This is a genomic window from Rheinheimera sp. MMS21-TC3 (assembly GCF_032229285.1).
In the GTDB taxonomy this organism is placed as follows: Bacteria; Pseudomonadota; Gammaproteobacteria; order Enterobacterales; family Alteromonadaceae; genus Alishewanella.
Genome location: NZ_CP135084.1, coordinates 2,185,235 through 2,208,928 on the forward strand (window position 1 = coordinate 2,185,235; position 23,694 = coordinate 2,208,928).

At 39.8% G+C, this 23,694-nt stretch carries 20 protein-coding genes, 1 pseudogene and 1 riboswitch; of the genes and pseudogenes, 11 read left to right on the top strand and 10 right to left on the bottom strand.

The features are described from left to right. Nucleotides 1–30 precede the first annotated feature (30 nt). The 3 genes and pseudogenes from RDV63_RS10655 to RDV63_RS15290 all read left to right on the top strand — a co-directional run bounded on the left by RDV63_RS10655 (nt 31) and on the right by RDV63_RS15290 (nt 1,380). Nucleotides 31–189, top strand: a complete 159-nt coding sequence (locus RDV63_RS10655; RefSeq protein ID WP_313909484.1) for a hypothetical protein — start codon at nt 31–33, stop codon at nt 187–189. A gap of 15 nt (nt 190–204) precedes the next feature. Further along, nucleotides 205–417 (top strand): annotated as a pseudogene (locus RDV63_RS15285) (magnesium transporter MgtE N-terminal domain-containing protein); the annotation flags it as partial. A 39-nt stretch (nt 418–456) separates the two neighbouring features. Then, a complete protein-coding gene (locus tag RDV63_RS15290) occupies nt 457–1,380 on the top strand; it encodes a magnesium transporter (RefSeq protein ID WP_409934858.1) in 924 nt (307 codons plus the stop codon). A gap of 5 nt (nt 1,381–1,385) precedes the next feature. Here RDV63_RS15290 and RDV63_RS10670 read toward each other — a convergent pair whose 3' ends face one another. The 4 genes from RDV63_RS10670 to RDV63_RS10685 all read right to left on the bottom strand — a co-directional run bounded on the left by RDV63_RS10670 (nt 1,386) and on the right by RDV63_RS10685 (nt 5,075). Further along, nucleotides 1,386–2,147 carry a DUF2884 family protein gene (locus RDV63_RS10670; protein WP_313909485.1) on the bottom strand — a complete coding sequence of 254 codons (762 nt, stop codon included), beginning with the start codon at nt 2,145–2,147 and terminating at the stop codon, nt 1,386–1,388. A 112-nt stretch (nt 2,148–2,259) separates the two neighbouring features. Continuing rightward, on the bottom strand, nt 2,260–3,915 hold the full coding sequence (locus RDV63_RS10675) for a FapA family protein (protein ID WP_313909486.1): 1,656 nt from the start codon (nt 3,913–3,915) through the stop codon (nt 2,260–2,262). A 104-nt stretch (nt 3,916–4,019) separates the two neighbouring features. Beyond that, nucleotides 4,020–4,355 (bottom strand): hypothetical protein, encoded by a 336-nt coding sequence (locus tag RDV63_RS10680; protein WP_313909487.1) that lies wholly within the window; start codon nt 4,353–4,355, stop codon nt 4,020–4,022. A gap of 72 nt (nt 4,356–4,427) precedes the next feature. Next, a complete protein-coding gene (locus RDV63_RS10685) occupies nt 4,428–5,075 on the bottom strand; it encodes a DUF2982 domain-containing protein (RefSeq protein ID WP_313909488.1) in 648 nt (215 codons plus the stop codon). A gap of 197 nt (nt 5,076–5,272) precedes the next feature. Here RDV63_RS10685 and RDV63_RS10690 point away from each other — a divergent pair, with 197 nt between their 5' ends. The 3 genes from RDV63_RS10690 to msrA all read left to right on the top strand — a co-directional run bounded on the left by RDV63_RS10690 (nt 5,273) and on the right by msrA (nt 10,155). After that, nucleotides 5,273–6,328: an efflux RND transporter periplasmic adaptor subunit gene (locus tag RDV63_RS10690; protein ID WP_313909489.1), complete on the top strand. Its 1,056-nt coding sequence runs from the start codon at nt 5,273–5,275 to the stop codon at nt 6,326–6,328. 1 nt (nt 6,329) lies between these two features. Then, nucleotides 6,330–9,458 (top strand): efflux RND transporter permease subunit, encoded by a 3,129-nt coding sequence (locus RDV63_RS10695; RefSeq protein WP_313909490.1) that lies wholly within the window; start codon nt 6,330–6,332, stop codon nt 9,456–9,458. Nucleotides 9,459–9,618: 160 nt separating this feature from the next. Further along, the gene (msrA, locus tag RDV63_RS10700) at nt 9,619–10,155 is read left to right on the top strand and encodes a peptide-methionine (S)-S-oxide reductase MsrA (protein ID WP_313909491.1); all 537 of its coding nucleotides are present in this window, start codon (nt 9,619–9,621) and stop codon (nt 10,153–10,155) included. A 21-nt stretch (nt 10,156–10,176) separates the two neighbouring features. On the opposite strand, the gene RDV63_RS10705 is transcribed toward msrA, so the two are convergent. Together RDV63_RS10705 and RDV63_RS10710 are read right to left on the bottom strand one after the other, a co-directional pair. Further along, complete coding sequence (locus RDV63_RS10705) at nt 10,177–11,967, bottom strand: TonB-dependent receptor domain-containing protein (protein WP_313909492.1); 1,791 nt, start codon at nt 11,965–11,967, stop codon at nt 10,177–10,179. A gap of 33 nt (nt 11,968–12,000) precedes the next feature. Next, nucleotides 12,001–12,186: riboswitch (cobalamin riboswitch) on the bottom strand. Between the two features lie 71 nt (nt 12,187–12,257). Further along, nucleotides 12,258–12,740 carry a YajQ family cyclic di-GMP-binding protein gene (locus RDV63_RS10710; RefSeq protein ID WP_313909493.1) on the bottom strand — a complete coding sequence of 161 codons (483 nt, stop codon included), beginning with the start codon at nt 12,738–12,740 and terminating at the stop codon, nt 12,258–12,260. A gap of 144 nt (nt 12,741–12,884) precedes the next feature. On the opposite strand from RDV63_RS10710, the gene RDV63_RS10715 reads away from it, so the two are divergent. Both RDV63_RS10715 and RDV63_RS10720 read left to right on the top strand, forming a co-directional pair. Continuing rightward, nucleotides 12,885–13,235: a VanZ family protein gene (locus RDV63_RS10715; protein WP_313909494.1), complete on the top strand. Its 351-nt coding sequence runs from the start codon at nt 12,885–12,887 to the stop codon at nt 13,233–13,235. Then, nucleotides 13,208–14,128, top strand: coding sequence for a ketopantoate reductase family protein (locus tag RDV63_RS10720; protein ID WP_313909495.1), 921 nt, complete (start codon nt 13,208–13,210; stop codon nt 14,126–14,128). Before RDV63_RS10715 ends, RDV63_RS10720 begins: the two co-directional genes overlap by 28 nt. On the opposite strand, the gene thiI is transcribed toward RDV63_RS10720, so the two are convergent. The 3 genes from thiI to pomA form a co-directional block, all read right to left on the bottom strand. Continuing rightward, entirely contained in the window at nt 14,116–15,573 is a 1,458-nt protein-coding gene (gene thiI, locus RDV63_RS10725; RefSeq protein WP_313909496.1) for a tRNA uracil 4-sulfurtransferase ThiI, read from the bottom strand. The two genes, RDV63_RS10720 and thiI, sit on opposite strands and share 13 nt — an antisense overlap. A gap of 78 nt (nt 15,574–15,651) precedes the next feature. Further along, nucleotides 15,652–16,590: a flagellar motor protein MotB gene (locus RDV63_RS10730; RefSeq protein ID WP_313909497.1), complete on the bottom strand. Its 939-nt coding sequence runs from the start codon at nt 16,588–16,590 to the stop codon at nt 15,652–15,654. A 1-nt stretch (nt 16,591) separates the two neighbouring features. Then, the gene (gene pomA, locus RDV63_RS10735; RefSeq protein WP_313909498.1) at nt 16,592–17,359 is read right to left on the bottom strand and encodes a flagellar motor protein PomA; all 768 of its coding nucleotides are present in this window, start codon (nt 17,357–17,359) and stop codon (nt 16,592–16,594) included. Nucleotides 17,360–17,553: 194 nt separating this feature from the next. On the opposite strand from pomA, the gene xseB reads away from it, so the two are divergent. From xseB to dxs, 3 genes are read left to right on the top strand one after another with little or no spacing between them, the layout of a single operon-like run. Then, complete coding sequence (xseB, locus tag RDV63_RS10740) at nt 17,554–17,799, top strand: exodeoxyribonuclease VII small subunit (RefSeq protein ID WP_313909499.1); 246 nt, start codon at nt 17,554–17,556, stop codon at nt 17,797–17,799. Nucleotide 17,800: 1 nt separating this feature from the next. Then, nucleotides 17,801–18,688, top strand: coding sequence for a (2E,6E)-farnesyl diphosphate synthase (gene ispA / locus RDV63_RS10745; RefSeq protein WP_313909500.1), 888 nt, complete (start codon nt 17,801–17,803; stop codon nt 18,686–18,688). A 14-nt stretch (nt 18,689–18,702) separates the two neighbouring features. Further along, nucleotides 18,703–20,565 carry a 1-deoxy-D-xylulose-5-phosphate synthase gene (gene dxs, locus RDV63_RS10750; protein ID WP_313909501.1) on the top strand — a complete coding sequence of 621 codons (1,863 nt, stop codon included), beginning with the start codon at nt 18,703–18,705 and terminating at the stop codon, nt 20,563–20,565. A gap of 69 nt (nt 20,566–20,634) precedes the next feature. Here dxs and RDV63_RS10755 read toward each other — a convergent pair whose 3' ends face one another. Further along, nucleotides 20,635–23,682 carry a diguanylate cyclase gene (locus RDV63_RS10755; RefSeq protein ID WP_313909502.1) on the bottom strand — a complete coding sequence of 1,016 codons (3,048 nt, stop codon included), beginning with the start codon at nt 23,680–23,682 and terminating at the stop codon, nt 20,635–20,637. Between the last annotated feature and the right edge of the window lie 12 nt (nt 23,683–23,694).

Below are 23,694 nucleotides of genomic sequence, written 5' to 3' on the forward strand. Positions count from 1 at the left end.
AACTTTATTTAAAATTAGGGATCCCTTTATATGGCTGATAGCCAACAACTTGATATAGATGAAATTGTTAGAGATAGCTTTAATATCGAGGATGCTATTCAACTAACAGATAAACTGGGGCAATTAGAGCCTGAAGAGGTTGCATTAGCACTTGAAGCAATGCCACTAGAGCAACGTGTTAGTGCTTGACTTAGTTTACCCCCTACTGAACAAATAGCCGCTCTTACTTATATGCGGGTTGATGCTCGTGATAACGTTTTTAAACAACTAAGTGAACAACAATTAAAAACCTTAGTTGAAGAGATGGATGTTGATGATTTAATTGAATTACTAGATGAGCTGCCCACTGCTATTTATGACTATGCTTGCTCTAGAGTCGATGTTAGCCAACGTCGCTGGTTAGATACGGCCTTAACTTATGATGATGAGCAATGTGGTCGTTTTGCAGACCATAATATGTTAATTATTAATAAAAATGCCAAAGTACGAGATGCATTAAGACTGTTTAGCCAGCTAGCTTTAGACACTGAATATCACGAAGCTTTATTTGTGGTTGATCGCCATGGTTGCTATGTTGGTTTAGTCCATGCGACTCAACTTTTAAGCTTAAACGAACACCAAGCTATTGAAGGAATTATTGACCTTGCTGCACCTTGGATTGAGGGTGAGATAGCACTAGAGCAAGCATCTGACATAGTATCTCGCTCTGGTTATAATGCGCTTGCTGTCGTAGATAAGGGTAATAAGTTACTTGGCCGGCTCTCTATCAGTAAAGCCTTTGATATAGTGCGGCGCAACCTTGAAAGTCAGTTTATGCACACGGCAGGTTTAGATGAAGAAGAAGATTTATTTTCGCCTGTCTTTGCAAGTTCTAAGCGCCGAGCATTATGGTTAGGGATTAATCTACTTACCGCCTTTCTTGCGGCATGGACTATTGGCTTATTTTCAGCCACCTTACATCAAGTAGTAGCACTTGCAGTGTTAATGCCTATTGTTGCTAGCATGGGCGGTATAGCCGGCAGCCAAACATTAACCTTGATTATTCGCGGTTTAGCCATGGAGCAAATAACACCTAGCACTTATATGACCCTACTGCGAAAAGAGCTTGGCGTAGGCAGCCTAAATGGTATTTTATGGGCTCTAGTTATTGCCTTAGTCACTTACTTTTGGTTTGGCGACTGGATGATTGGCAGCATTATTGGCTTGGCTATAGTGATCAATATTATTATAGCGGCTATTTTTGGCGTCATGATCCCAATTTGGCTGAAGAAGTTAAAAATTGATCCTGCATTATCTGGCTCTGTCATTTTAACGACTGTTACAGATGTTATTGGCTTTTTTGCTTTTTTAGGCTTAGGCTCTTTATTTTTACTCAACTAAAACTATTAATCTTTACGTCTAACTACATTATAATGCTGTAGCTCGGGTAAGCGCTGCTGCAGCTTTTGTTCTATTTTTTCAATCTCTTGCATGCGCTGACAAAACAATTCAGATTTTTGTTCTAATTCCACAGCTTTTGCATCTAAGCTTAAACTAAGCTTTTCTACCATTTCCCCTACAGATTGCCAGTCTTGGTTTTCACTGCGTTCAAAATTACTATCTGAATGACGCAATGCATCACGTAAGGCGCCCCATACCGCACCTACAGTGCGCCTAGCTAAGTTATCAAGTTGTGGCTTAAGTTCGCCATGTAAAAAATAATCAAGCTCATTAAGGCTTTGTGGAGCTAAATAAAAGTGATCATTAGAACGGACAAATCGTGACATCCACTGAAACGTCGTCTCGCGGACCAAAGCTCGCCATTCCGCTTGTTGCGACTCACTACCTAAACCGCTAAACATAGCTTCTATGCTAGACATCCCCAGCTCTACACCATCGACAGCTATACTGACAATCTCAGGAACAAAACGACGTAAACCTTGGCTATATTGTTTCAATAAAACGGTCTCTTCAGGACCTAGCGCTAACCATTCGCCACGGATAAAGAGTTGTTTATTCGCATTTATTTGGACATGAGTGCGGTTATTTTGCAAAATACGAATATGATCAGGTGCAATTAAAATGCCATGGGCAAAAACCATATTGCACTCAGCTGCAGCTAGGCAGGTAGAAAAAAACATTAGTAGTATTGTTAGCAAACGGTTCAACACAACTCACCCAGAATAATTAGATGGGTTAAGCTTAAAGCTAACAGAGCAAAAAAGCATCACCACACAGCGCAACTTAAATACCACTTAACTATTACCTGTTAGTGCCAGCTTAAAAGTAAGGCTCAACCATGGCTTGGCCATCAACTAATAAAATTTTACTAGGGCCGTACTCACGCCTAGTGCGAAACTGCTCTGTACCTAAATGCACTTCAACAGCAGAAAACAATTGATTTTTAGCAATCACAATTGCTTTATCTAAAATAGCTTTACGTTGCGTTTCTAACATTCTGACCTTTTCAACTAATAAGAATGCTTTATCTCGTTGAGAATTAAATTCTTGCTCTATTTCAAGACAGCGTTGATCAATTTGCTCGCTACCTTTAACTTTTTTCAAACCTTCTAGTTGCTCTTTTTTTTGTACCATCTGAGATTTTAGCGTAGTTATTTCATTTCGTAATATTTGCTGCTGCTCGGCAATAGGATCGACTAATCTATTAACTTTAATTAAAATATGACTACTAGATGCAGCCCCTAGGCAACCTGTATGCAATGACTGGTCCAAATAAAAGTCACCGCCTATTACCTTGCCATTAGGGTTTTCTTCGGGCCCAGCATAAACATTAGCGGCACTCACTGAACAATGCATCATTTGCTTATTTACATAAAAGTTACCACCACAGCTAATTTTTACGTATTGAGCCAAATTAGCCTGAATATCACCTTTAGCTTTTAACTCAGTGCTATACAGAATGGTATCGTCATTAGTAGGAATTTGGTGGCCTATTATAGAGCTGTTAATTTTAATATCCCCACCCGCCTCTATCAGTGTACCTTCGACAAAACCTTTAACAAAGACATTGCCTCCAGCTATCACTTTCATACCCTCAGTTACATCACCTGTGATAACGACTGAGCCTCGAAATATAATATGTCCGGTGCTAAGATCCACATTTTTAACGGTAAAAACCTCATCTACCGTGGCACCTGCTTCAATCACCCTAGGTAAACCATCACGTGCGGCTATCAATAAATCTTTATCTGTCGGACTAACTTCTGTTCCTTCACCAATATTCCATTCTATTAGCTGACCAGATAAAGCGGTTAATACAGTGCCTAACACTGTCATACCATCAACACCAGGTGTTGGTGGATGACGCTGCATTACAACATCATTCTGAGTTACAGCGGGTATTTCACCAAAGTTACGCAAATCGGCTTTTTCATTAGACTCAATAACCGGCTTATTGCGGCGACTTTCCATAGCTGGAATTTTTGCTTCAAATCGTGAGTTTAAACCATGCTCAACAGGGCGCCCTTTGGCGATGGTTAGTTTAATTTTTGCACCTGGGTCAGCTTTACTAGCATGAGTAACTAGTTTAATAATATTTTCTTTACTAAAACCAAACACAATACCACTAGCTTGGGCCGCTTTAACAAGCATATTAGCTGAAATCGATTGTCCGCCCCAAGCACAAGTAATAGTAGCCGAAGCCGACATTTCATCTTCAGCAATTTCAAAACTTACTTCAGCATCAATTTTTTTAGCTATAATATAATTTAATTCTGCATCAGCTTGCGGTGATTGTTTAATTTTTTGTTGTAGTGTGTGATACTCATGTAACAAGTTAGTTAATTGGTCAGATAAAAGACGACAGCGCCCGTAGCCAGCTTCGTTAAGTTGAGTTTCAATGTCATTGCCGCTCAAAGGTTCTGAAGTCACTGGCACCGTTATTTTAATTGTTTGACTGTGCTCGGTAAATTGCATTTTTATATCACTACTTTAGATTCCAGTATAGGAACTACACCACTGCACCAAATAAACCACTAGAAGGCAAGCCCTGATTGTTGTTACAGGGCTAATAATTACTATTAAATATAACTTTCTTGATGAATACGAATAAATAAATCAGTATCAGACTTACTATAATCTATTTTGTATTCTTTATTATTGATTGCTTGAATAAATAATAATATTTTAGTTTCGCCAAATACTTCTGATCCAGAAACATTTACTACTTCCATATAACGCTCTTTAGCCTCGACACGATTGGCAGGCACCTTTTCATCGAACTTCTTTACACCATTTCTAGTGACAACTACTACAGGATCACTTTCTTCATTAACAATAATTAAATCTAACTTTTTATTTTTATGTATTAAGGTGTTACGACCACTAATTAAAAATGCCTTTTCATAAGTACTCATGTGTTTTCCTGCTGAAAATCTAATATCGCCAACATTATGATACAGTCATTACGCACTGTCTAGTTGGCCTCATTACAACTGCCTTAATCGCGCTGCATTAATTGTTTTACATAAAGTTACAGCATCATCTTTAGCTACATTTATGGCAATAAGCAACTCAAAACCTGTGCTATTAGCTAAGCGTTGCATACGCCAAGCAAAAGCCGCTTTAATGCCATTATATACTTGCTGTGAAGTTACAAAGTTATCTACTTCAGATAAAGAGTCAAGCCCACATTGACCACTGGCACAATTTTGTCGCACTGCATCAAGATATAAAGTACGCTGTTCTGTCATAATACGGACAGCTAAACGTAACGGCAAATGCTGTAAAAACTGATCATAATGGGTAACTTTAAAGCCTATAAAAGCTAAATCATTATTGTTAAATTCCGGAACGCCGCTATATAAAAAGCTCGACCAAGGTAATAACCAACTACCTTTACGATGATAATAATGGACGCCTTTATCATCTAGCTGTAATAAATAGCGAGGCTCTGACAATTTAGCCCAACCAGTAAAGATCCCTAAACCCGCCACTATCAAGGCCAAAGCAACAATTAGACTAAATTGTTGCTGCCAGAATATAAAAATTAGCAGCAAAATAATACTGATACTACTTATCAATATTAACCTTGCTCCACCTTTATTAGCAGAATTCTCTATAAATTGTTGTACCATACCAAGTCTATTTAAAAATTATCAATTGCTATTTATGGTTTAATATTACCTGAGTTTCACCCATTAGGAGTATATAATTACTAGTTCCGCCTACAATACGACCAATACCATTTCAAGTGCGATAACAGGAAATCACTTCAGTCATTTTTTCCATACAATAAGCTTGACTAAATCTTTTACTATTTTGCGGAGTTTTTGTGATCAAAATTCATTCTAAATTAATTTGGATAATATTAATTGGCTTACTAGCCTTTACAGCCTATTTATATTGGAATCCTTCATCGCAAAATAATCAACAACGTGGTGGTGGTTTTCCTGTTGCAGTTAAGACTGCTAAAGTTAAGACTAGTCCTATGATAATAAGCGTCTCTAGCTTGGGCACAGGCATAGCTAATCAATCAATTAAAGTTACCTCTCCTACCAGTGACTTTATAACTGAACTAAATATAGAAGAAGGTAAAGCCATTAAAAAAGATGCCGTGATAGCCCGCCTTCATGACGTCCAAGAGCGGGCTCGTGTTACTGAACTTGAAGCTGTTTTATCTGATCAAAAAAGGCAACTTGGTCGCTTAAAAAACTTAGCAACTACCCAAGCGACAGCACAATCATTAATTGATGAACAACAAACTCGAGTCAATACCAGTATTGCCCAACTTGATATAGCTAAAGCACAATTAGCAGAGATGACCATAACCGCACCTTTTGATGGCTATTTAGGCTTACGCCAAGTAAGTAAAGGTGCTTATTTAAATAGTGGCACTGTTATTACTACTTTAGATGATTTAAATACTTTAAAAGTAGAATTCAGTGTTGCTGAACATTATTTAGCAGCGCTTAAGTTAGGTATGCCTTTTAACATTAAAAATGCCGCTTATGGTGATATTACCTTCACCGGTAAAGTGAGTGCAATTGACACTCGGCTTGACCCTGTTACACGTACTATTACAGTGCATGGACAAATAGAAAACAGTGATTTGCGTTTACGCCCAGGTATGTTGTTACAAGTACAATTAGTGCTTGAAGAGCGTGTAGTAATGCAAATTTCTGAAAAAGCGTTAGTACCACAACAAGATAAACAATTTGTCTACTTAGTAGATGCAGACAATAAAGTGTCACGAAAAGAAGTAACAATTGGCCAGCGTATTCCAGGCTGGGTAGAAGTTATCTCTGGTTTAAAAGACGGCGATATCATTGTGATTGAAGGCACGCAAAAGCTTCGCGAAGGCAGCATGATTAATCAGGTTGGAGCGTAATATGTGGCTATCTGATACTTCGGTAAAACGTCCGGTTTTTGCCACTGTTGTTAACTTACTCTTAGTGGTATTCGGTATTGTTTGTTTTACAATGTTACCACTGCGGGAGTTCCCTGATATTGATTCACCTATAGTCAGTATTAGCACTACCTATCCTGGTGCATCTGCTGAAATTGTCGAGTCCAAAATTACTCAATTAATTGAAGATAGGATCAGCGGTGTAGAGGGCATTAAAAATATCACATCTAGCAGCCGCAATGGCAGATCCAACGTTACTATTGAGTTTAATGTTGAGCGTGATATTGATGCAGCAGCTAACGATGTTAGAGAACGAGTAGCCAGAGCATTAAATAACCTACCCGATCAAGCTAATCCACCAGAGGTCTATAAAGCTGGTGATGATGAAAGCACTATTGCTTGGTTTTTTCTTAACAGTGAGAACATGACTTCTTTAGAGCTTACTGATTACGCTGATCGCTATATAGTTGAGCGTTTCTCTGTGGTTGATGGTGTAGCACGCTTACAATTAGGCGGTGCCCGTGATTATGCCATGCGGGTTTGGCTAGATCGTGATGCTATGGCATCACGTGGTGTGACAGTACAAGAAATAGAAGCTGTACTGCGCAATGAAAACGTAGAACTGCCTGCGGGTAACATTAAATCGACCGATAGAGATTTTACTGTGCGCGTGGTGCGTACTTATAAAACTCAACAAGACTTTAGACGCTTAGTAATAAAGCGCGGTGATAATAACTACTTAGTCAGATTAGGTGAAGTAGCAGATGTGCTGTTAACAGCTAAAGATGAAGAAAATGAATTCCGAGGTGATGGTAAGAACTTACTAGGTATAGGTATTATTAAGCAATCTAAAGCTAATACCCTAGAAGTTGTTAAAAATGCTCGCGCTGAAATGGAGCGAATTAAAGCTAGCCTGCCTGATGGCACCACTATAGAGCCCGGCTATGATTCATCGCTCTTTATTGCCGAATCCATTAAAGAAGTTTATAACACTTTAGCCATAGCTATGGTGTTAGTTGTATTAGTTATTTTCTTGTTTTTGGGCAATATTCGCGCAACCTTTATTCCGGCAATAACAGTTCCGGTCGCTTTAGTCTCTGCCGTTACTGTCTTATATGCCCTAGATTTCTCAATCAACTTATTAACGCTATTAGCTATGGTATTAGCCATCGGCTTAGTAGTAGATGATTCTATTGTCGTATTAGAGAACATTTATCGCCGTATAGAGCGTGGCGAACATCCTTTACTTGCCTCCTATCGTGGGGCTCGTGAAGTCGGTTTTGCTGTTATTGCCACTACCTTAGTATTGATTTCGGTGTTTGTGCCGCTTATTTTTATGCAAGGTCAATTAGGTAAATTATTTACTGAATTTGCACTAGCCATAGCGGCTGCAGTCGCATTTTCAAGCGTCGCAGCTTTAACCCTCACCCCTATGTTATCTAGCAAACTTTTAGCCCATAAAAAGCGTGAAAGTAAATTAGGTATTTGGCTACATTCTGGCTTTAATAAGTTAGAAAATGCCTATCAACGGCAATTAGACATTGTATGTGAAACTCGTTGGCCAGTAATGATAGTGGTAGTTTTATGTTTTATTGCCAGCTTTTTACTAGTACGTATTTTACCGGGCGAATTAGCACCAAGTGAAGATCGCGGTACTTTCTTTATTATGATGAGCCCAGCTGAAGGGGCAAGTTATACTAGCAATAGCCGTAATATGCGCTTAATAGAAGATATTTTAATGCCATATTATGAAAAAGGTGAGTTTAATCGCCTACTTCTGCGCGTACCAGGATGGGGAAATAGTGGTGGTGTAGCTATAGTTGGTAGCGAAAACTGGACTAATGGTAAGCGTAAAACTCAAGAGTTAATGACGGAAGTTAGTAAAGAAATTAATGAGCTAGCTGATGTTCGTGCTTTTACTTTTATGCGTAGTGGCTTAGGTGGCGGCGGCGGCAGCAGCAGACCAATAAGCTTCGTATTGCAAGGTAACACCTATGAGGAGCTAGCTCGTTGGCGTGATATTGTGATAGAAAAAGCGGCTGAAAACCCTAATATATTAATGCTAGATCACGATTATAAAGAGACTGTTCCCCAAGTATTAGTAGAGATAAATACTGAGCGTGCCGGCGACTTAGGCATATCAGTAGGTGCTATAGGCCGTTCATTAGAAGCCATGTTAGGCGGCCGTCGTGTTACTACTTTCTTAGATCGCGGTAAAGAGTATGACGTTATCATAGAAGGTAAAGAGGATGACTTCTCGGCACCTGGTAGTATCTCTAATGTATACTTACGCTCATCAGTATCAGGCCAACTAATCTCTCTTGATAACTTAGTTACCTTAAAAGAAGAAGCAACATCGTCTAGCTTAAACAGATATAACCGGATGCGCTCTATCACTTTAAGCGGTAGTTTAGCACCTGGTTATAGTTTAGGTGAAGCCCTAGAATATTTAGAGAGTATTGTTAAAACAGAGATCCACGATACCGTTGGTATTGACTATAAAGGCGAGTCTTTACTGTACCAAGAAAGTGGCAATGCGACCTTAATGGTATTTATTTTAGCCTTACTTATTACTTATCTAGTATTAGCGGCTCAGTTTGAAAGCTTTATTCATCCTTTAGTAATTTTAATTACTGTGCCTTTGGGCTTAGTCGGTGCTTTGTCCGGTTTATACTTTAGTGGCATGACGCTAAATATATACAGTCAAATAGGCTTAATTATGTTGATTGGTTTAGTTGCTAAAAACGGCATCTTAATTGTCGAGTTTGCTAACCAACTTCGTGATGCTGGTGTCGAGTTTAGCCAAGCCGTAAAACAAGCCGCAACCCAACGCTTACGCCCTATTGTTATGACTGCTTTTACTACTTCTATGAGTAGTATTCCGCTGATTATTGCCAGCGGTCCTGGCTCAGAAAGTAGAATGGTAATAGGTATGGTTATTTTCTGTGGTGTGACTTTAGCAACTTTAATGACTATCTACGTTGTTCCTGTGACTTATATGGCCTTTGCACGTCACACTGGCTCACCTAAACGCTTAGAGCAAAAGTTAGCTAAGTTAGAACAAGAAAATATCAATGCTAGTGCAGCAGATGAAGTCGCGCCAACAACTTAATTAAGCGAACTAACATTTACTCTAGCTAAATTTTAAAAGCGCTCTAAACTAAATTAGAGCGCTTTTTTGTACAAAAAACCGTAAAAACTCGCTAACGAATATAAAGTTAATATTATGCTTACAAATAAAACGCTCTAGTAAACTAGATTTGGGAGACATTATGTCATTACAAACTGCAACCTTTGGCGCCGGCTGTTTTTGGTGCTTAGATGCGGCCATGAACAATCTTAACGGGGTTAAGCAAGCACTAAGCGGCTATATGGGCGGCGAGGCTAATTTAGCTAATTACCAAGATGTATGCTCAGGAAAAAGTGGCCATGCCGAAGTGGTTCAAGTTGTATTTGATCCTAGCATTATTAGCTTTGAGCAACTTTGTTTAATATTTTTTAGTTTGCATGACCCTACTCAATTAAATAGACAAGGTAACGACATAGGTAGTCAATATCGCTCTGTTATTTTTTACCACTGCCAAACCCAACTAGCCGTTGCCCAACAGCTAATTAAACAATTAACAGACCAAGCCGTGTTTGCTCAAAGTATTGTTACAGCTTTAACACCGGCTACCAATTTTTTTGTCGCCGAAAAGCAGCATCAAAACTATTTTCAACAACACCCTGAACAGGGATATTGCCAGATAATAATTGCGCCTAAAATGGCCAAGTTTCGCCAGCAATATGCCGACTTACTTAAAAGCTAACACTCACTACTCAACACTAGACTACAGCTTGTAGCTAAGGCTAAGTTTAACGTTAGCTCCTGCTGTAGCATAGCCTGCACTAGTTTGATATTGCTTATTAAATAGATTATTAACAGTTGTACGTAAACTCAGCTTAGAGCTAAGTTGATAGCTAGCGCCTAGCCCCCATAGCGTAAAGCTAGATACATTAGCCTCTGGTGCAAAATCACCTTGAAAAGTAGCACTTTGATAATCTGCCGTTACAAAAGCTGACCAATCATCAGCAGCATAACTTAGTCGCCAATTAAGAGTGTTTTCAGGTCTACGCTCAAGTTTATTGCCGGTACTGACATTTTTAGTATCTAACCAAGTATAAGCAATCTCATTGGTAAACTTACTCCATTGCTGAACCATGCTTAATTCAATACCAACTATTTTGGATAAGGTAATATTTTCAGCCTGCTTTATACCTTGAATTAGATTAGTAACATCACGCTGAAACCAGCTTAGCTCAAGTTGTAATTGAGCACTATTATAACGTAAGGCCAGCTCATCGGCTAAAGATTGCTCTGGCTTTAAGTTGGGATTAGCATAACCTGGATAATATAACGCATTAAATGATGGGATTTTAAACGCCGTCGCCCGACTTGCCCGCACTAACCAGTGCGGTAAAAACTGATAGCCTACAGCCAGTTGCCAAGTATTTTCAGCACCATATTGATCAAACATATCGCGCCGAGCCGCGGCCTCTAATTGCAGTCCATTTTGCTGATAACTTACCCCTGTAAATAAAGCCCTATTTATTCGGCTAGTCTGTTCATAAGCGGTAGCAGAGCGCTCAACTTGCTCTTGATACCAATTAACCCCGCCTAGCAGCGTAACAGAGGAACTAACTTGGCTATAAGCCTGATAGTTAAGCTCATCCCGTTCGGTCATAAAGGGCGAGCGTGAGTTAGAGCCAAAGCTCGTATCATTATCTAAGCTACGACTCAGTTGTAGCTGATGCTGCCACTGACCTAGTTGATGCTGCCAACCTAGTAGATAATTTCTATTTAAGCTATCGGCTTGGTCTTCATCATTCCAGGCAGAATCAAATTGGTATCGGCCTGAGCTTAGATCGGTTTGTACTTGCCATAAGCCAAAACGGGTTTGATAATCGGCTGCTAGCTTAGCAAACTGCTGCTGATAGCCGTCTTTGTCGGCATCTAAATTGGGTTGGCTATTAAAGCCATCAGCTCTACTACCGCCTACAGTTGCCCGCAGAATAAGCGCATCAATAGTATGGCTAGCACTAATATCAGCGCCAACTTGGCCATAACTACCCGTATTGGCATTAACCTCAAGCACTGCATTGCTGCGCCTAGTGGTAATAGCAATAATACCGGATAATGCATCGGCACCATAAAAAGCAGCCCTTGGCCCTCGAATTACTTCTATTCGCTCAATTAACTCCAGCGGCACCATAGATAAGGCTTTATAACCTAAGGTGGCCGAACCTAGCCTTACACCATCTATTAACACTAAACTATGGCCAGTATTCCCCCCTCGAATATACACACTGGCATTTTGGCCTCTACCTCCATCGCGTGATAGATTAATGCCTACTAGCTGAGACAATAAGTTAGGTAAGTCATCCGCTTGTCTAGCCATAATGTCGGCTCGCTCTAATACCGTTACACTAGCTAATACCTGCTGTTGGGCAGTTGTATAACGGTTAGCATAAATACTAATATGCTCCATTTCATGGGTAAGATTAGCTTGATTATTCATAACCGAAGCAGCAAGATTACCACTCCATGCGACTAAACTAGCCGCTACAGCAGATTTAAACATAAAGACTCCAAAAACGTGCCCACCGCACCTTTGTAATACCTTGATTTATTTGGCCGGTCTCCGGGCTGACAACCTGCTTGCGCCTACCCTTGCCTTCCCATCAATTGACAGTGGCTATTAAGGGTATTCAGTTGTTTACCGTTGCGGGGGCAGCTCTGGATTTACACCAGATTCCCGATTATCTGCATTTTCAGCAGCACCAAAAAAAAGCGGCTTCCTGATGAAGCCGCGGGCAGTTTAGCCTGAGTTACTGACAGCGCCAATAGGCGTCTAGCTATTTTAATTGAAGATTAATCGCGGAAATTATTAAACTGAAAGGCTTGTTCTAGCTCTGCAGAACGGACAACTGCCATAGCCTCTTGCAAGTCATCACGCTTTTTACCGGTAACCCGCACTTGCTCACCTTGAATAGAAGCTTGCACTTTTAACTTATTATCTTTAATTAACTTAACTAATTTTTTTGCCATAGCCGCATCAATACCTTGTTGCAAGGTTAAGCTTTGGCTATAAGTTTTGCCTGAGTGAACAATATCACCCTCTTTAAAAGAACGTACATCTAAACCACGTTTAATAGCTTTATTTAAAAAAATCTCTAGCATTTGCTGTAATTGAAACTCAGCTTCTGCTTGCATGGTTATCAATTTATCTTTAATGGTAAATTCAGCTTCTACACCACGAAAGTCAAAACGTGTCGCTAACTCTCGATTTGAATTTTCTACTGCATTAAGCACTTCTTGCTGATCAACCTCAGAAACAATATCAAATGATGGCATGCCCATTCTCCTAAACTTAAGATTTGTCTGCTAGCGATTATAACCACAAAACTGCTACAATCCGAGCCAGTTCTGCAAATTAACAACCGAACCTTCAGAGCTAAGAATTTAATGCTTAAATAGGCAGTTAAAAAGGATGTATTTGTGCCCCAACAATTTTATCGCATAGTCTGTATCTTAGGCTTTGCTGTGGCAACAGCCAGTTTTTTAGCTGAGCTGCAAGGTTACTCTATAGCTGGTGGTTTAGCCCATTTAGATAAACTAGCTCATTTTATTATTTTTGCTGTGTTAAGCGGTTTATTATGGAAAGGTTTTAAATTAACCCTAGTACCCGCATTTATTTTATTGAGCAGCTATGGTGCCGCCATAGAATTAGCTCAGCATTACTTTACCCGTCGTAATGGTGATTGGTTTGATTTATTAGCAGATATTGCTGGTATTGTTAGCTTTTATATTTGTAGAGCATTATGGCATCGTATCCGGCCACGCAGCTAGACCTAAACTGGACCATAGTTGGTCAAGGTGCCATTGGCTTATTAGCTGCTTGTCGCCTGCAACAGCAATCTAATACTGTGACCTTGCATTTACGCCAGCCTAATAGTCTAGATATTATGTTTACCGCCACTGATGGCCAGCAACAGCAATATTATTTTAGCCCTGCTGTTGCACCTTATCAGGCTGTCTTAGTACCCATTAAAAGTTACGATGTCCTTGCGGGGATTAAAGAATTAATTCCGTTACTAAGCACTCAAGCGCAAATAATATTATCCCACAATGGCATGGGGACTATTGAGCAAGTTTTACCCCTACTATTACCAAGCCAAGGATTATGGTTTTTAACTACTACTCATGCTGCTCTTAAAACCTCAGCTACAACGCTGCAGCATACTGGTCAAGGTCAATCGGTATTAGCGCCTTTAAATCTAGCTGCAAACAAGCAATCTAGTGCGGTTAAACAGGCAATGACAATAGCCTTAGGCCCAGTTCAGCTAGCAACGGATATTAAACCGTTTTTATGGCAAAAGTTATTAATTAATGCCGTAATTAATCCCTTAACGGCTATTAATAATTGCAAAAATGGTGACTTGTTAGCAGCTAAGTATACAAAAACTATTCAGCAGCTAGTAACTGAAGTCTGTGCAGTAAGCCAAGCTACGGGGTATAAAATGGCTATTGAGGAATCTGTGCAACGAGTACGCCACGTTATGCAGGCAACAGCCACTAACTTTAGCTCAATGCAGCAAGATGTTTATCATCAACGGCAAACAGAAATTAATGCTATTTCTGGTTTTATAGTTGAACAAGGCCGGCAATACGCTATAAATACGCCGGTTAATTTGCAGCTACAACAACAAGTGTTACAGCTGCAGCAAAGCTATGGCCTGTAAACAGCTATATTCTTAAAGCCTTGTTCTTGCATCACTAAAGCTTGTAAACGGCTCATTACCCCTTGATCACAGTAAAAGTAATACTGTTTAGTTTGATCTAAAGTAGAAAATTGACTCTGTAAGCGAAAGAAAGGTAACTCAATAACTTCCACATCCACCAGCTGTAAGGGCTTAAGATCGGTTTCTTCAGGTGAGCGAATATCCACCACTATACTTGTAGCGGGTAGCTCGCTTAACTCACTTACTATCTGTGCTTGTTGATCGGCTTGAAAATCAATAGTGCGGATATCTAAAACTTTAGCTTGCTGTACCGCATTGTCTAAGACGCTAAAGTCAAAGTTTTCTTCATTAGCTAACACCTCTGATAACACAGCATTAATAGTGGGTTTACGCGAGATTACACCACAATACTCTGGCATACTTTTAGCAATATCTTCAGCCCCTATCTGTTTAGCTATATCTATAATCTGTTGTTTATCATGATATATAAGCGGCCTTAATATCAGCATATCTGTCACTCTATCGATAGCATTTAAGTTTGCTATGGTCTGGCTAGATACTTGACCGATACTCTCGCCGGTGACAATAGCTTTAATACCCAGGTTTTCAGCCACAGTGCTAGCAGCACGCATCATCATCCGTTTTAAAACCACGCCCATTAGACCGTTGTCTATTTTTTCTAGTATTTCATCTACTACAGGAGCAAAGTTAACGCTAACAAACTTAACTTTGTGCGACAAACTGTACTTATGCCAGATCAAATGGGCCATTTCACGCACACCAGTCTCATGCGCTGCTCCACCTAAGTTAAAAAACACATAATGGGTGCGTAAGCCTTTACGGATCATTAAATAACTTGCGACAGCAGAATCATAGCCGCCTGAAATTAATGACAACACATCCGACTGAGAAGGTAATGGGAAACCGCCCATACCAGCATGAGTTTGCCTAACCATTAGCAGTAAATTGCGCTTTATTTCTAAGTTTACGGTTAAATCAGGCTTTTTAAGCTGCACCTTAGCACTGGCTACTAGCTGATTTAAGCCACCACCAATATACCGCTCAGCTTCTATCGAACTAAAATCATGGCTTCCCATGCGACGAACACGAACACAAAAGGTTTTATTTTCAAGCTGGCTAGCATAAACATCTTTAACTTGCTGATAAATATCATCTAAAGAAGTAAATTGGCTCGACTGCATTTCAGAGAAATTAACAATGCCTGGGATACAGCTTAAACGATCAATTAGTTTTTGCCGTAACTCTGCGCTATCGCTGTCGCAACGAACAGTAAGATGATCAAAGTTATTATTCACCCGCACAGCAGCATCAACCTGAACTAAAATGGTTTTTAAATTACGCTCTAATAATTTAGTTTGCCGTTTGCGAACAGAATTGCTTTTAATAACAATTTCAGGATGGAGCTTAATAATAAATTCAATCATAAGAGGTTTAAGTTGTGGCAGAAAAAGTGGCGCAGATTATAGCGGATCTATTACTAAAGACCTAATCTGCGCCAAAAATTAGTTAGTTTCACCCTCTAAACTAACAGGAGTAGATTCTTTAGCCTTACCTTGCATGATAGATATTTCTACCCGACGGTTACGCCGCCTATTGACTTCAGTATCATTTGGCTCTAGCGGTTTAGTATCGGCATGGCCAACTACCACTAATCGGGTTCGATCAAAACCCTGTGCTTTTACCATTTCTGTCGCCACCGATACAGCTCGTTGCGCCGATAAGTCCCAATTATTAGTATGCAACTCATTTGACACTTGAATGTCATCGGTATGGCCAGTTACAGTTATTTCACCAGGAACATCATTAAGCAATAAGCCAATGCGCTGCACTATTGGTTTAAACCTTGGTTGTAAAAAAGATGAGCCAGAAGCAAAAGAACCATTTTCTCGAATACGAATAATAATTTGCTGGCCTAAAGATTCCAACTCAATAGCACCATCAAGAATTTGTTGCTCTAATTGCTCGGCTAGCTTTTTCACTTCTTTATTAGTTCTATCTTGGGCAGCTTGCTGAGCCGCTTCTGCTTCCGATATTTGCTCGGCATTACTGGCAGACTCACCGCCTATCATATCGTCACGCTGCTCTTTTCTGCCCCCAGCAGAGTCTTCATCACCAGCTTGAAACTCAATAACTTGCTGAGTTACTTCCATGGTTTGTTGCTGTAAGGTTTCTATTGGTGTTGGCTCAGGTCGGCCAGGACGAAATTCTAATGCAATAACACTAGTGCCTTTTGGAATATCATCAACTTCAATTTTATTTTGCACCCCAAAAGCCATCTTCATCGAGCCAGCTATTTGCTTAAACTTAAGCACATCCATTTCAGAAAAGGCTAACAATAAAACAAAGAAGCACATTAAAAGTGCCATTAAGTCAGCAAAGGTGTTCATATACATTGGCAAGCCCGGAGGCGGACATTTACACTCTTCAGCTTCATCATTCATTTTAATCTACCACTACTTCTTGGCGTTTACTTTGCGCTAAATAATTACGCAAAATTCCTTCAATTATTTTCGGATTTTGACCATCTTGGATCCCTAAAATAGCATCAACAATCAACTGGTAGTTTTGTTTTTCTTGCTGGTTTCTTACCGCTAATTTATCTGCAATAGGGATAGCAATAACGTTAGCAATAAAAGCACCGTATAAAGTGGTTAATAATGCTACAGCCATAGCTGGGCCAATTGCTTTTGGATCATCCATATTCGATAACATAGCCACTAAACCAACTAAAGTACCTATCATCCCCATAGCGGGGGCAACTTCGCCTAACCCTTTAAATACACCAATAGCAATTTCATGGCGTTTCTCGGTTAGGCTAATATCTTTTAACAAAGTGGATCTCACCACATCACCATCATGACCATCCACTAACATATTTACGCCTTTTTGCATAAACTGATTAGGGATATCTGCCTCTTCTAAGGCCAAGAAACCGCCTTTACGGGCTGAGTCAGCTAATTGCACGGCTTTTTCAATCAACTCTTCCGGCGGTTCAATTTTATACATAAAGGCTTTAGCAGCAGCTTTACCCGAGTCAATAAATTGGCTTAAGGTAAATTTTGATATCACAACAAAAATTGAACCTAGCACAACAATTAATATTGACACAGTATCATAAAATATTCCGACATTACCGGCACTGCCTAGCACCATGGCTAAGATCACAAAACCTATGGCGCCTAACATGCCAACAATGGTTGCTATATCCACTATAATCTCCTTTACCCGTGACTACTTCAGCCTGTATTACGCTAGTTTATCTTAGAGCATTACGCTTTATCGACAAGATTAACGAATCATTAAGTATAAAATACATCAATTTATACATTTAAGCTTTCACTTCTGCGTTCTGATTGCTCATAATAGTGCGCTAAGATACGTTTTTGCCCTTTTTCGAGAACATAATGACTAAAAAAAAAGCCGACTTAAGCCAATTTGAACAAACTTTGTCAGAACTTGAACAAATAGTACAACAATTAGAGCAAGGTGAGCTGTCTCTCGATCAATCGTTACAGCAGTTTGAGCGAGGTATTACTTTAGCCAGACAAAGCCAGCAACTCCTACAAGCTGCAGAGCAAAAAGTACAAGTGTTAATGCAACAGCAGCAGCAAGAGAGTTTATTGCCTTTCGATGCCCCTGCAGGAGAATAAGGTGTTTTCAAAGAACTTAGCGGTTTACCAACAAAGAGTAGAGCGCCAATTACAACAGTTGTTGCAAGGCTACCCTGAAACGGAGCCACAATTATTGCAAGCTATGTCATATAGTTTGCTACTGGGCGGCAAACGTATTAGGCCTTTTATAATTTACAGCTGTGGCTCTATGTTAGGGGCAAGTTTATCTGATCTTGATGGCCCCGCCGCAGCGATTGAAGCCCTCCACAGCTATTCATTAATTCATGATGACTTACCGGCAATGGATAATGATGATATGCGACGTGGCAAACCTACTTGCCATAAAGCTTTTAATGAAGCGACAGCAATTTTAGCCGGTGATGCTCTGCAAAGTATGGCGTTTGAGATCTTAAGCCAACACCCTTATCAAGATGTGGCAGCAAAAGATGTTGTTTCTATGCTACAACACCTTAGTAAAGCCTCAGGCTACAGCGGTATGTGCGGTGGCCAGGCTATTGATATCATACAAACTAATCAGCCTACTACAGTGGCTCAATTAGAACGTATGCACCGTTTAAAAACAGGGGCTTTAATAGAAACAACAGTTCGCCTAGCTTGGCATTGCAGTCCCAAAAAAGATCCAGCAGAATTAGCCTCATTACTGCACTATGCTGCAGCGCTAGGGCTAGCATTTCAGGTGCAAGATGATATCCTCGACATAGAGAGTGATTCACAAACATTAGGTAAACCGCAGGGGTCTGATAGTAAGGGCAATAAAGCAACCTACCCAATGTTACTTGGCTTAGCCCAAGCAAAAGAAAAAGCACAACAACTTTATCAAGATGCACTTAATGCATTAGCACCACTACCTTATAATACCGATGAATTGCGCCAATTCGCGCAGTATATAGTCGACCGTAGGTTTTAATACAGGCAAAAAATATGGCGTTAGAACTTAACGATTACCCGTTATTAGCAAAAGCAAATCTTCCAGAGCAACTTAGACAGTTGCCGCAAGAACAATTACCAGCTTTAAGTAAAGAGCTACGGCGGTTTTTATTACACTCTGTTAGCCAAAGCAGTGGCCATTTTGCTTCCGGTCTTGGCACAGTTGAATTAACTGTAGCGCTGCATTATGTCTACAACACCCCTTATGACCGTATAATTTGGGATGTTGGCCATCAAGCTTACCCGCATAAAATTCTCACTGGCCGCCGAGACAAAATGCAAACTATTCGCAAAAAAGATGGCTTGCATCCTTTTCCGTTTCGTGAAGAAAGCGAATATGACGTGCTAACAGTTGGCCATTCTAGCACCTCTATCAGTGCCGCTTTAGGTATGGCTATTGCTGCTAAACAAGCACGTAACCAACGTAAAATTGCAGCTGTTATTGGCGATGGCGCTATAACGGCAGGTATGGCATTTGAAGCTATGAATCATGCCGGTGAAGTACGCCCGGACATGCTGGTTATTTTAAATGATAACGAAATGTCTATTTCTGAAAACGTTGGCGCTTTAAACCAGTACTTTGCCCGTATTCTTTCTGGTAATTTTTATACCAGCTTACGTGAAGGCGGTAAGAAAATTCTTAGCGGCGTGCCGCCATTACATCAATTAGCTAGCCGGGCTGAAGAGCATTTTAAAGGCATGGTCACGCCTGGTACTTTTTTTGAAGAGTTAGGTTTTAACTATATTGGTCCTATTGATGGCCATGATGTTATTGCCTTAGTTGATACCATTCGCAATATGCGTAATATGCAAGGGCCACAACTTCTCCATATTGTAACGAAAAAAGGTAAAGGCTATGCACCAGCAGAAGCCGACCCTATTGGTTTTCATGCTGTTTCTAAATTTAACCCAGCTCAAGAGCAACAGCCAGCTAAAAAGGCCAGCTTACCTAGCTTCTCTAATGTTTTTGGTAGCTGGATTTGCGATATGGCTAAACAAGACGAAAGGTTGCAAGCTATTACACCAGCAATGCGCGAAGGCTCTGATCTTGTAAGATTTTCTAAAGCTTTTCCTAATCGATATTTTGACGTTGCTATTGCCGAGCAGCACGCTGTCACTTTAGCTGCTGGTATGGCTATAGAAGGCTTAAAGCCAGTAGTGGCTATCTATTCCAGCTTTTTACAACGAGGCTACGATCAAGTGATCCATGATGTCGCCTTACAAAACTTAGATGTGCTGTTTGCCATTGACAGAGCAGGTATTGTTGGCGCTGATGGCCCAACCCATCAAGGTGCCTTTGATTTAAGCTTTATGCGCTGCATCCCTAACTTAATTATAATGGCGCCGTCAGATGAAAATGAATGCCGGCAAATGCTTTATACGGGTTACCAGTACTCTGGCCCTGCCGCAGTACGCTACCCAAGAGGTATAGGCACAGGCATAGCAGCTAATGAAGATATGCAGCTATTAGCCATTGGTAAAGCGCGACAAGTACGTCAAGGTAAGGCTATTGCTATTTTAGCCTTTGGTACCTTACTAGGTGCTTGTCAGCAAGTTGCAGAACAATTAGATGCCAGTTTAATTGATATGCGCTTTGTAAAGCCTTTAGATCAACAACTGTTAAAGCAATTAGCGGCTACACATGATGTATTTGTCACTGTAGAAGATAACGCCATCATGGGCGGTGCAGGTTCAGCCGTTAATGAATTTATTGCTGCGGAAGGCTTAGCCGTGCGTAGTATAAACTTAGGCTTACCAGATCAGTTTATTAAGCACGGAACTCAAGAAGAAATCTATGCAGAATTAGGCTTAGACAGTGCCGGCATTTTAGCGAGTATAACTGCTAAGCTTAATTAAGCTTTAGCCTAGTAATAAAAAACACTAGCCTTGCTAGTGTTTTTTTTGCCCAAAATTATTGGGTTAGTTTTACTCAGATTTATATAAAGTAAAACGGGCTAAGCCTACAGCTAGTAAACGTTCAACTTGGGCTTCAATATGCAAGGAGTCTTCAAATTCAAAAGCATCAACTTGCTGATCAAATTCAATACTGGCAACTCCATTTTTACCCGAATGTTTAACATGATATAAAGATATCTCTGCTAATTGTAACGAGATTTCCCAGCTTATTAATTGACCGCCTAATAAAGGCAATGGATACAAAGCATAACCAATAGAGCAAGTTAAGTAAGTCTTATTACCATCAGGTAACACAAAGGCGGTGCGAGAAATTTGTTCATTTAACTGATGACAAAACTGCTCAACCAAATCAACATGAATGTCTCGCAATACTAATACAAATTCATTAGCTGAAAAACGCACAACATAATCTGAACCGCGGGTTTCTCTAATTAATAACCAGGCTACTTGTTGCATACAGCTATCACCGGCGATATTGCCATACTGATCATTAATATGCTTGAAGTTATCTAAATCTAGTTGTAACAATGCCATACCTTTGCCTTGGATTTGCATCGACTCACGGTTACGTTGAAAATGTTCAATATCTTTAGGCAATTGCTCAAACATAAAATGCCGATTACGTAAACCGGTTAAATTATCTTTATAGGTCAACAATGCCATTTGCTCGTTCAGTTCATTTAGCTTTATATTGCTATTTTCCAACTCTTGAGTGCGCTGCTTGACTAGTTGACCTAATTGCTGTTGTTTATTAATAGCGTTACGACGCAACAACCATAAGACACCATATAAACAAAACAGGAATAATAATAACCATAACCCGCGATAAACAAGGGTTTCATCAAAACGTTTTGGCACTATTAACTCTAATTCTGTGGTTGCATCTTGTGACCACGGTTGATTATCAAAGCGACTTTGTAATCGAAACACAAAACGCCCAGGTGGTAAATTGGTATAAATGGCTTCACGCCGCGAGCCAACTTCATGCCAACTGGACTCAAAACCTTGGAGTTGATACCTAAATTCAAGAGCATTAGGTTTTACAAATTCTAGTGCCGCATAATGCAGACTAACACTACGATCATCTAATTTAAGCAATAAGCTTGGCTGCTTATAGTTGAGTGGGTAAATTTGCTGACCTAGTACTTTTTTTATGACTGGCTGTAGCTGATTGTGCTTTTGTTTATTTAAATCAGCAGCAACCGACACTACACCTTTTAAAGTAGGATACCAATATCTTTGCTGCCACAATGCCACTTTGTCATGCCCTGCACCATTACAACAACGGCCAGGAATAGTGCCTAATTGCCTATCATAAGGCCCAAGCACCTCATCAATAGCCAACACAGGGCCTAATTTATCAGACTTTGTTGCGCTAAAAGGCTGAAGTTTAAGCCTAAATATGCCTTTTAAACTACTTAACCAAACAATTCCATTTACGCTGTCTTCAATCATACTGACAACAGGGCTGTGCGGTAAACCATTACCATCATGTAATTGAAACCAAGTCCCTTTTGCTTGGCGAATAAAAACACCATCATCTAAAGTACTAACTAATAAAGAGTTATCCGCTAAGACTAATACAGCGGTAATATAACTATTAAATAACGCGGTATCAGTTCCTAAGCGGGTTAATCTATTATTTTTATACTGATATAAGCCACGGATAGTACCTAACACAACTAAATCTTGCTGTTGCTGCAAAGCAGTAATATGCCGAGTTTCAAGTTGGTCCATCAAAGCAAATGGGGCAAGCTTATTATTTTGGTAATGATACAAGCCCATAACGCCGCCTATCCAGATACCATCTTGCTGATCGGGCTCAAGCACTCTTACTAAACTATTTTCTAAGCTTTCAAACACTTTAGTCAGGGTTTTAGTACCACGTTGATGGGCGTATACACCTTTAGAGGTTGCTAACCATAGTTCATTTTCGGTTGGCCAGTGCATATCATATACTGTCCCTACCCCAAGCTGCTCGGTATTAAGTAAAGCTTTATAATCACCATTGACAAATAACTCACCTAACTCTAATTGACCAGCTAATAACAAGGTATTTTGCGGCGTAACCGCAACACTACGAATAATTCTGTCAGCCCCTTCAGGCAAGACCCGATTAATATTACCGATAGATGAGCGATAAATACCGTCACTAAAGCTAGCTAACCAAATATTTTTTTGCTTATCTTCATAAATATCACTAAACCAAGGCGAGTTACCTAATTCATCTCCAGTAATATATTGCCAATCTTGATCTGCATGTTGATGAAATAGCTTTCTATTCGCTGAGATCCAATTGTTACCATAGCTATCTTGCAGTAACTTATATACTGCAGTATTGGTTTTATCTGGTAATTCACATTTACTAATATGGCCACTAGGATCTAACGAGAAAAACCCAGATTCACTGGCTAAATATAAATGTTCATTTTCCCAATATAAATCATAAATTGGTATTTGCACTAACTCTAACGGTAAGGCATAGCTAATAAGGGTATCTTCATTTAAATCATAGCTATATAACCAATGGGTACTAGTTACCCAAACCTTATCACCTACCTTTTGTAATTGATTAACTTGTTCTCGTATTTTCTCTACCCGAGAAGTTTGACCATTTTTTACTCGGTACAAATAATCAGCAGCAAGCCAAATTTCATCTGGTGATATTTCAATAATAGAGGTTACTTCTGCTGTAATTTTGTAGTGCTCAAACTGTAAATTTGACGGTTCAACACCGGACAAACCAGTCTTAGTACCAACCCAAATATAACCCTTACTGTCTTTAAACAACCGAGTAATATTATTACTCGCTAAATTTTGCTGGGTTTTAGTTGTAAAGTGCTCAAACTGATTGCCATCAAAGCGATTTAAACCATATAAAGTGCCTAGCCAAATATAGCCTTGGTTATCTTGAGTGATAGCACGTACAGAGTTACTAGATAAGCCATCAGTACTACTCCAATGTTTAATATCAAAGTCATACATGGATTGTTGGCTAAATGCGTGTAAGGAAGCAGAGACAAAACAGAATATTAATATAAGTAGTTGCTGTTTCATTGATCCCCTACC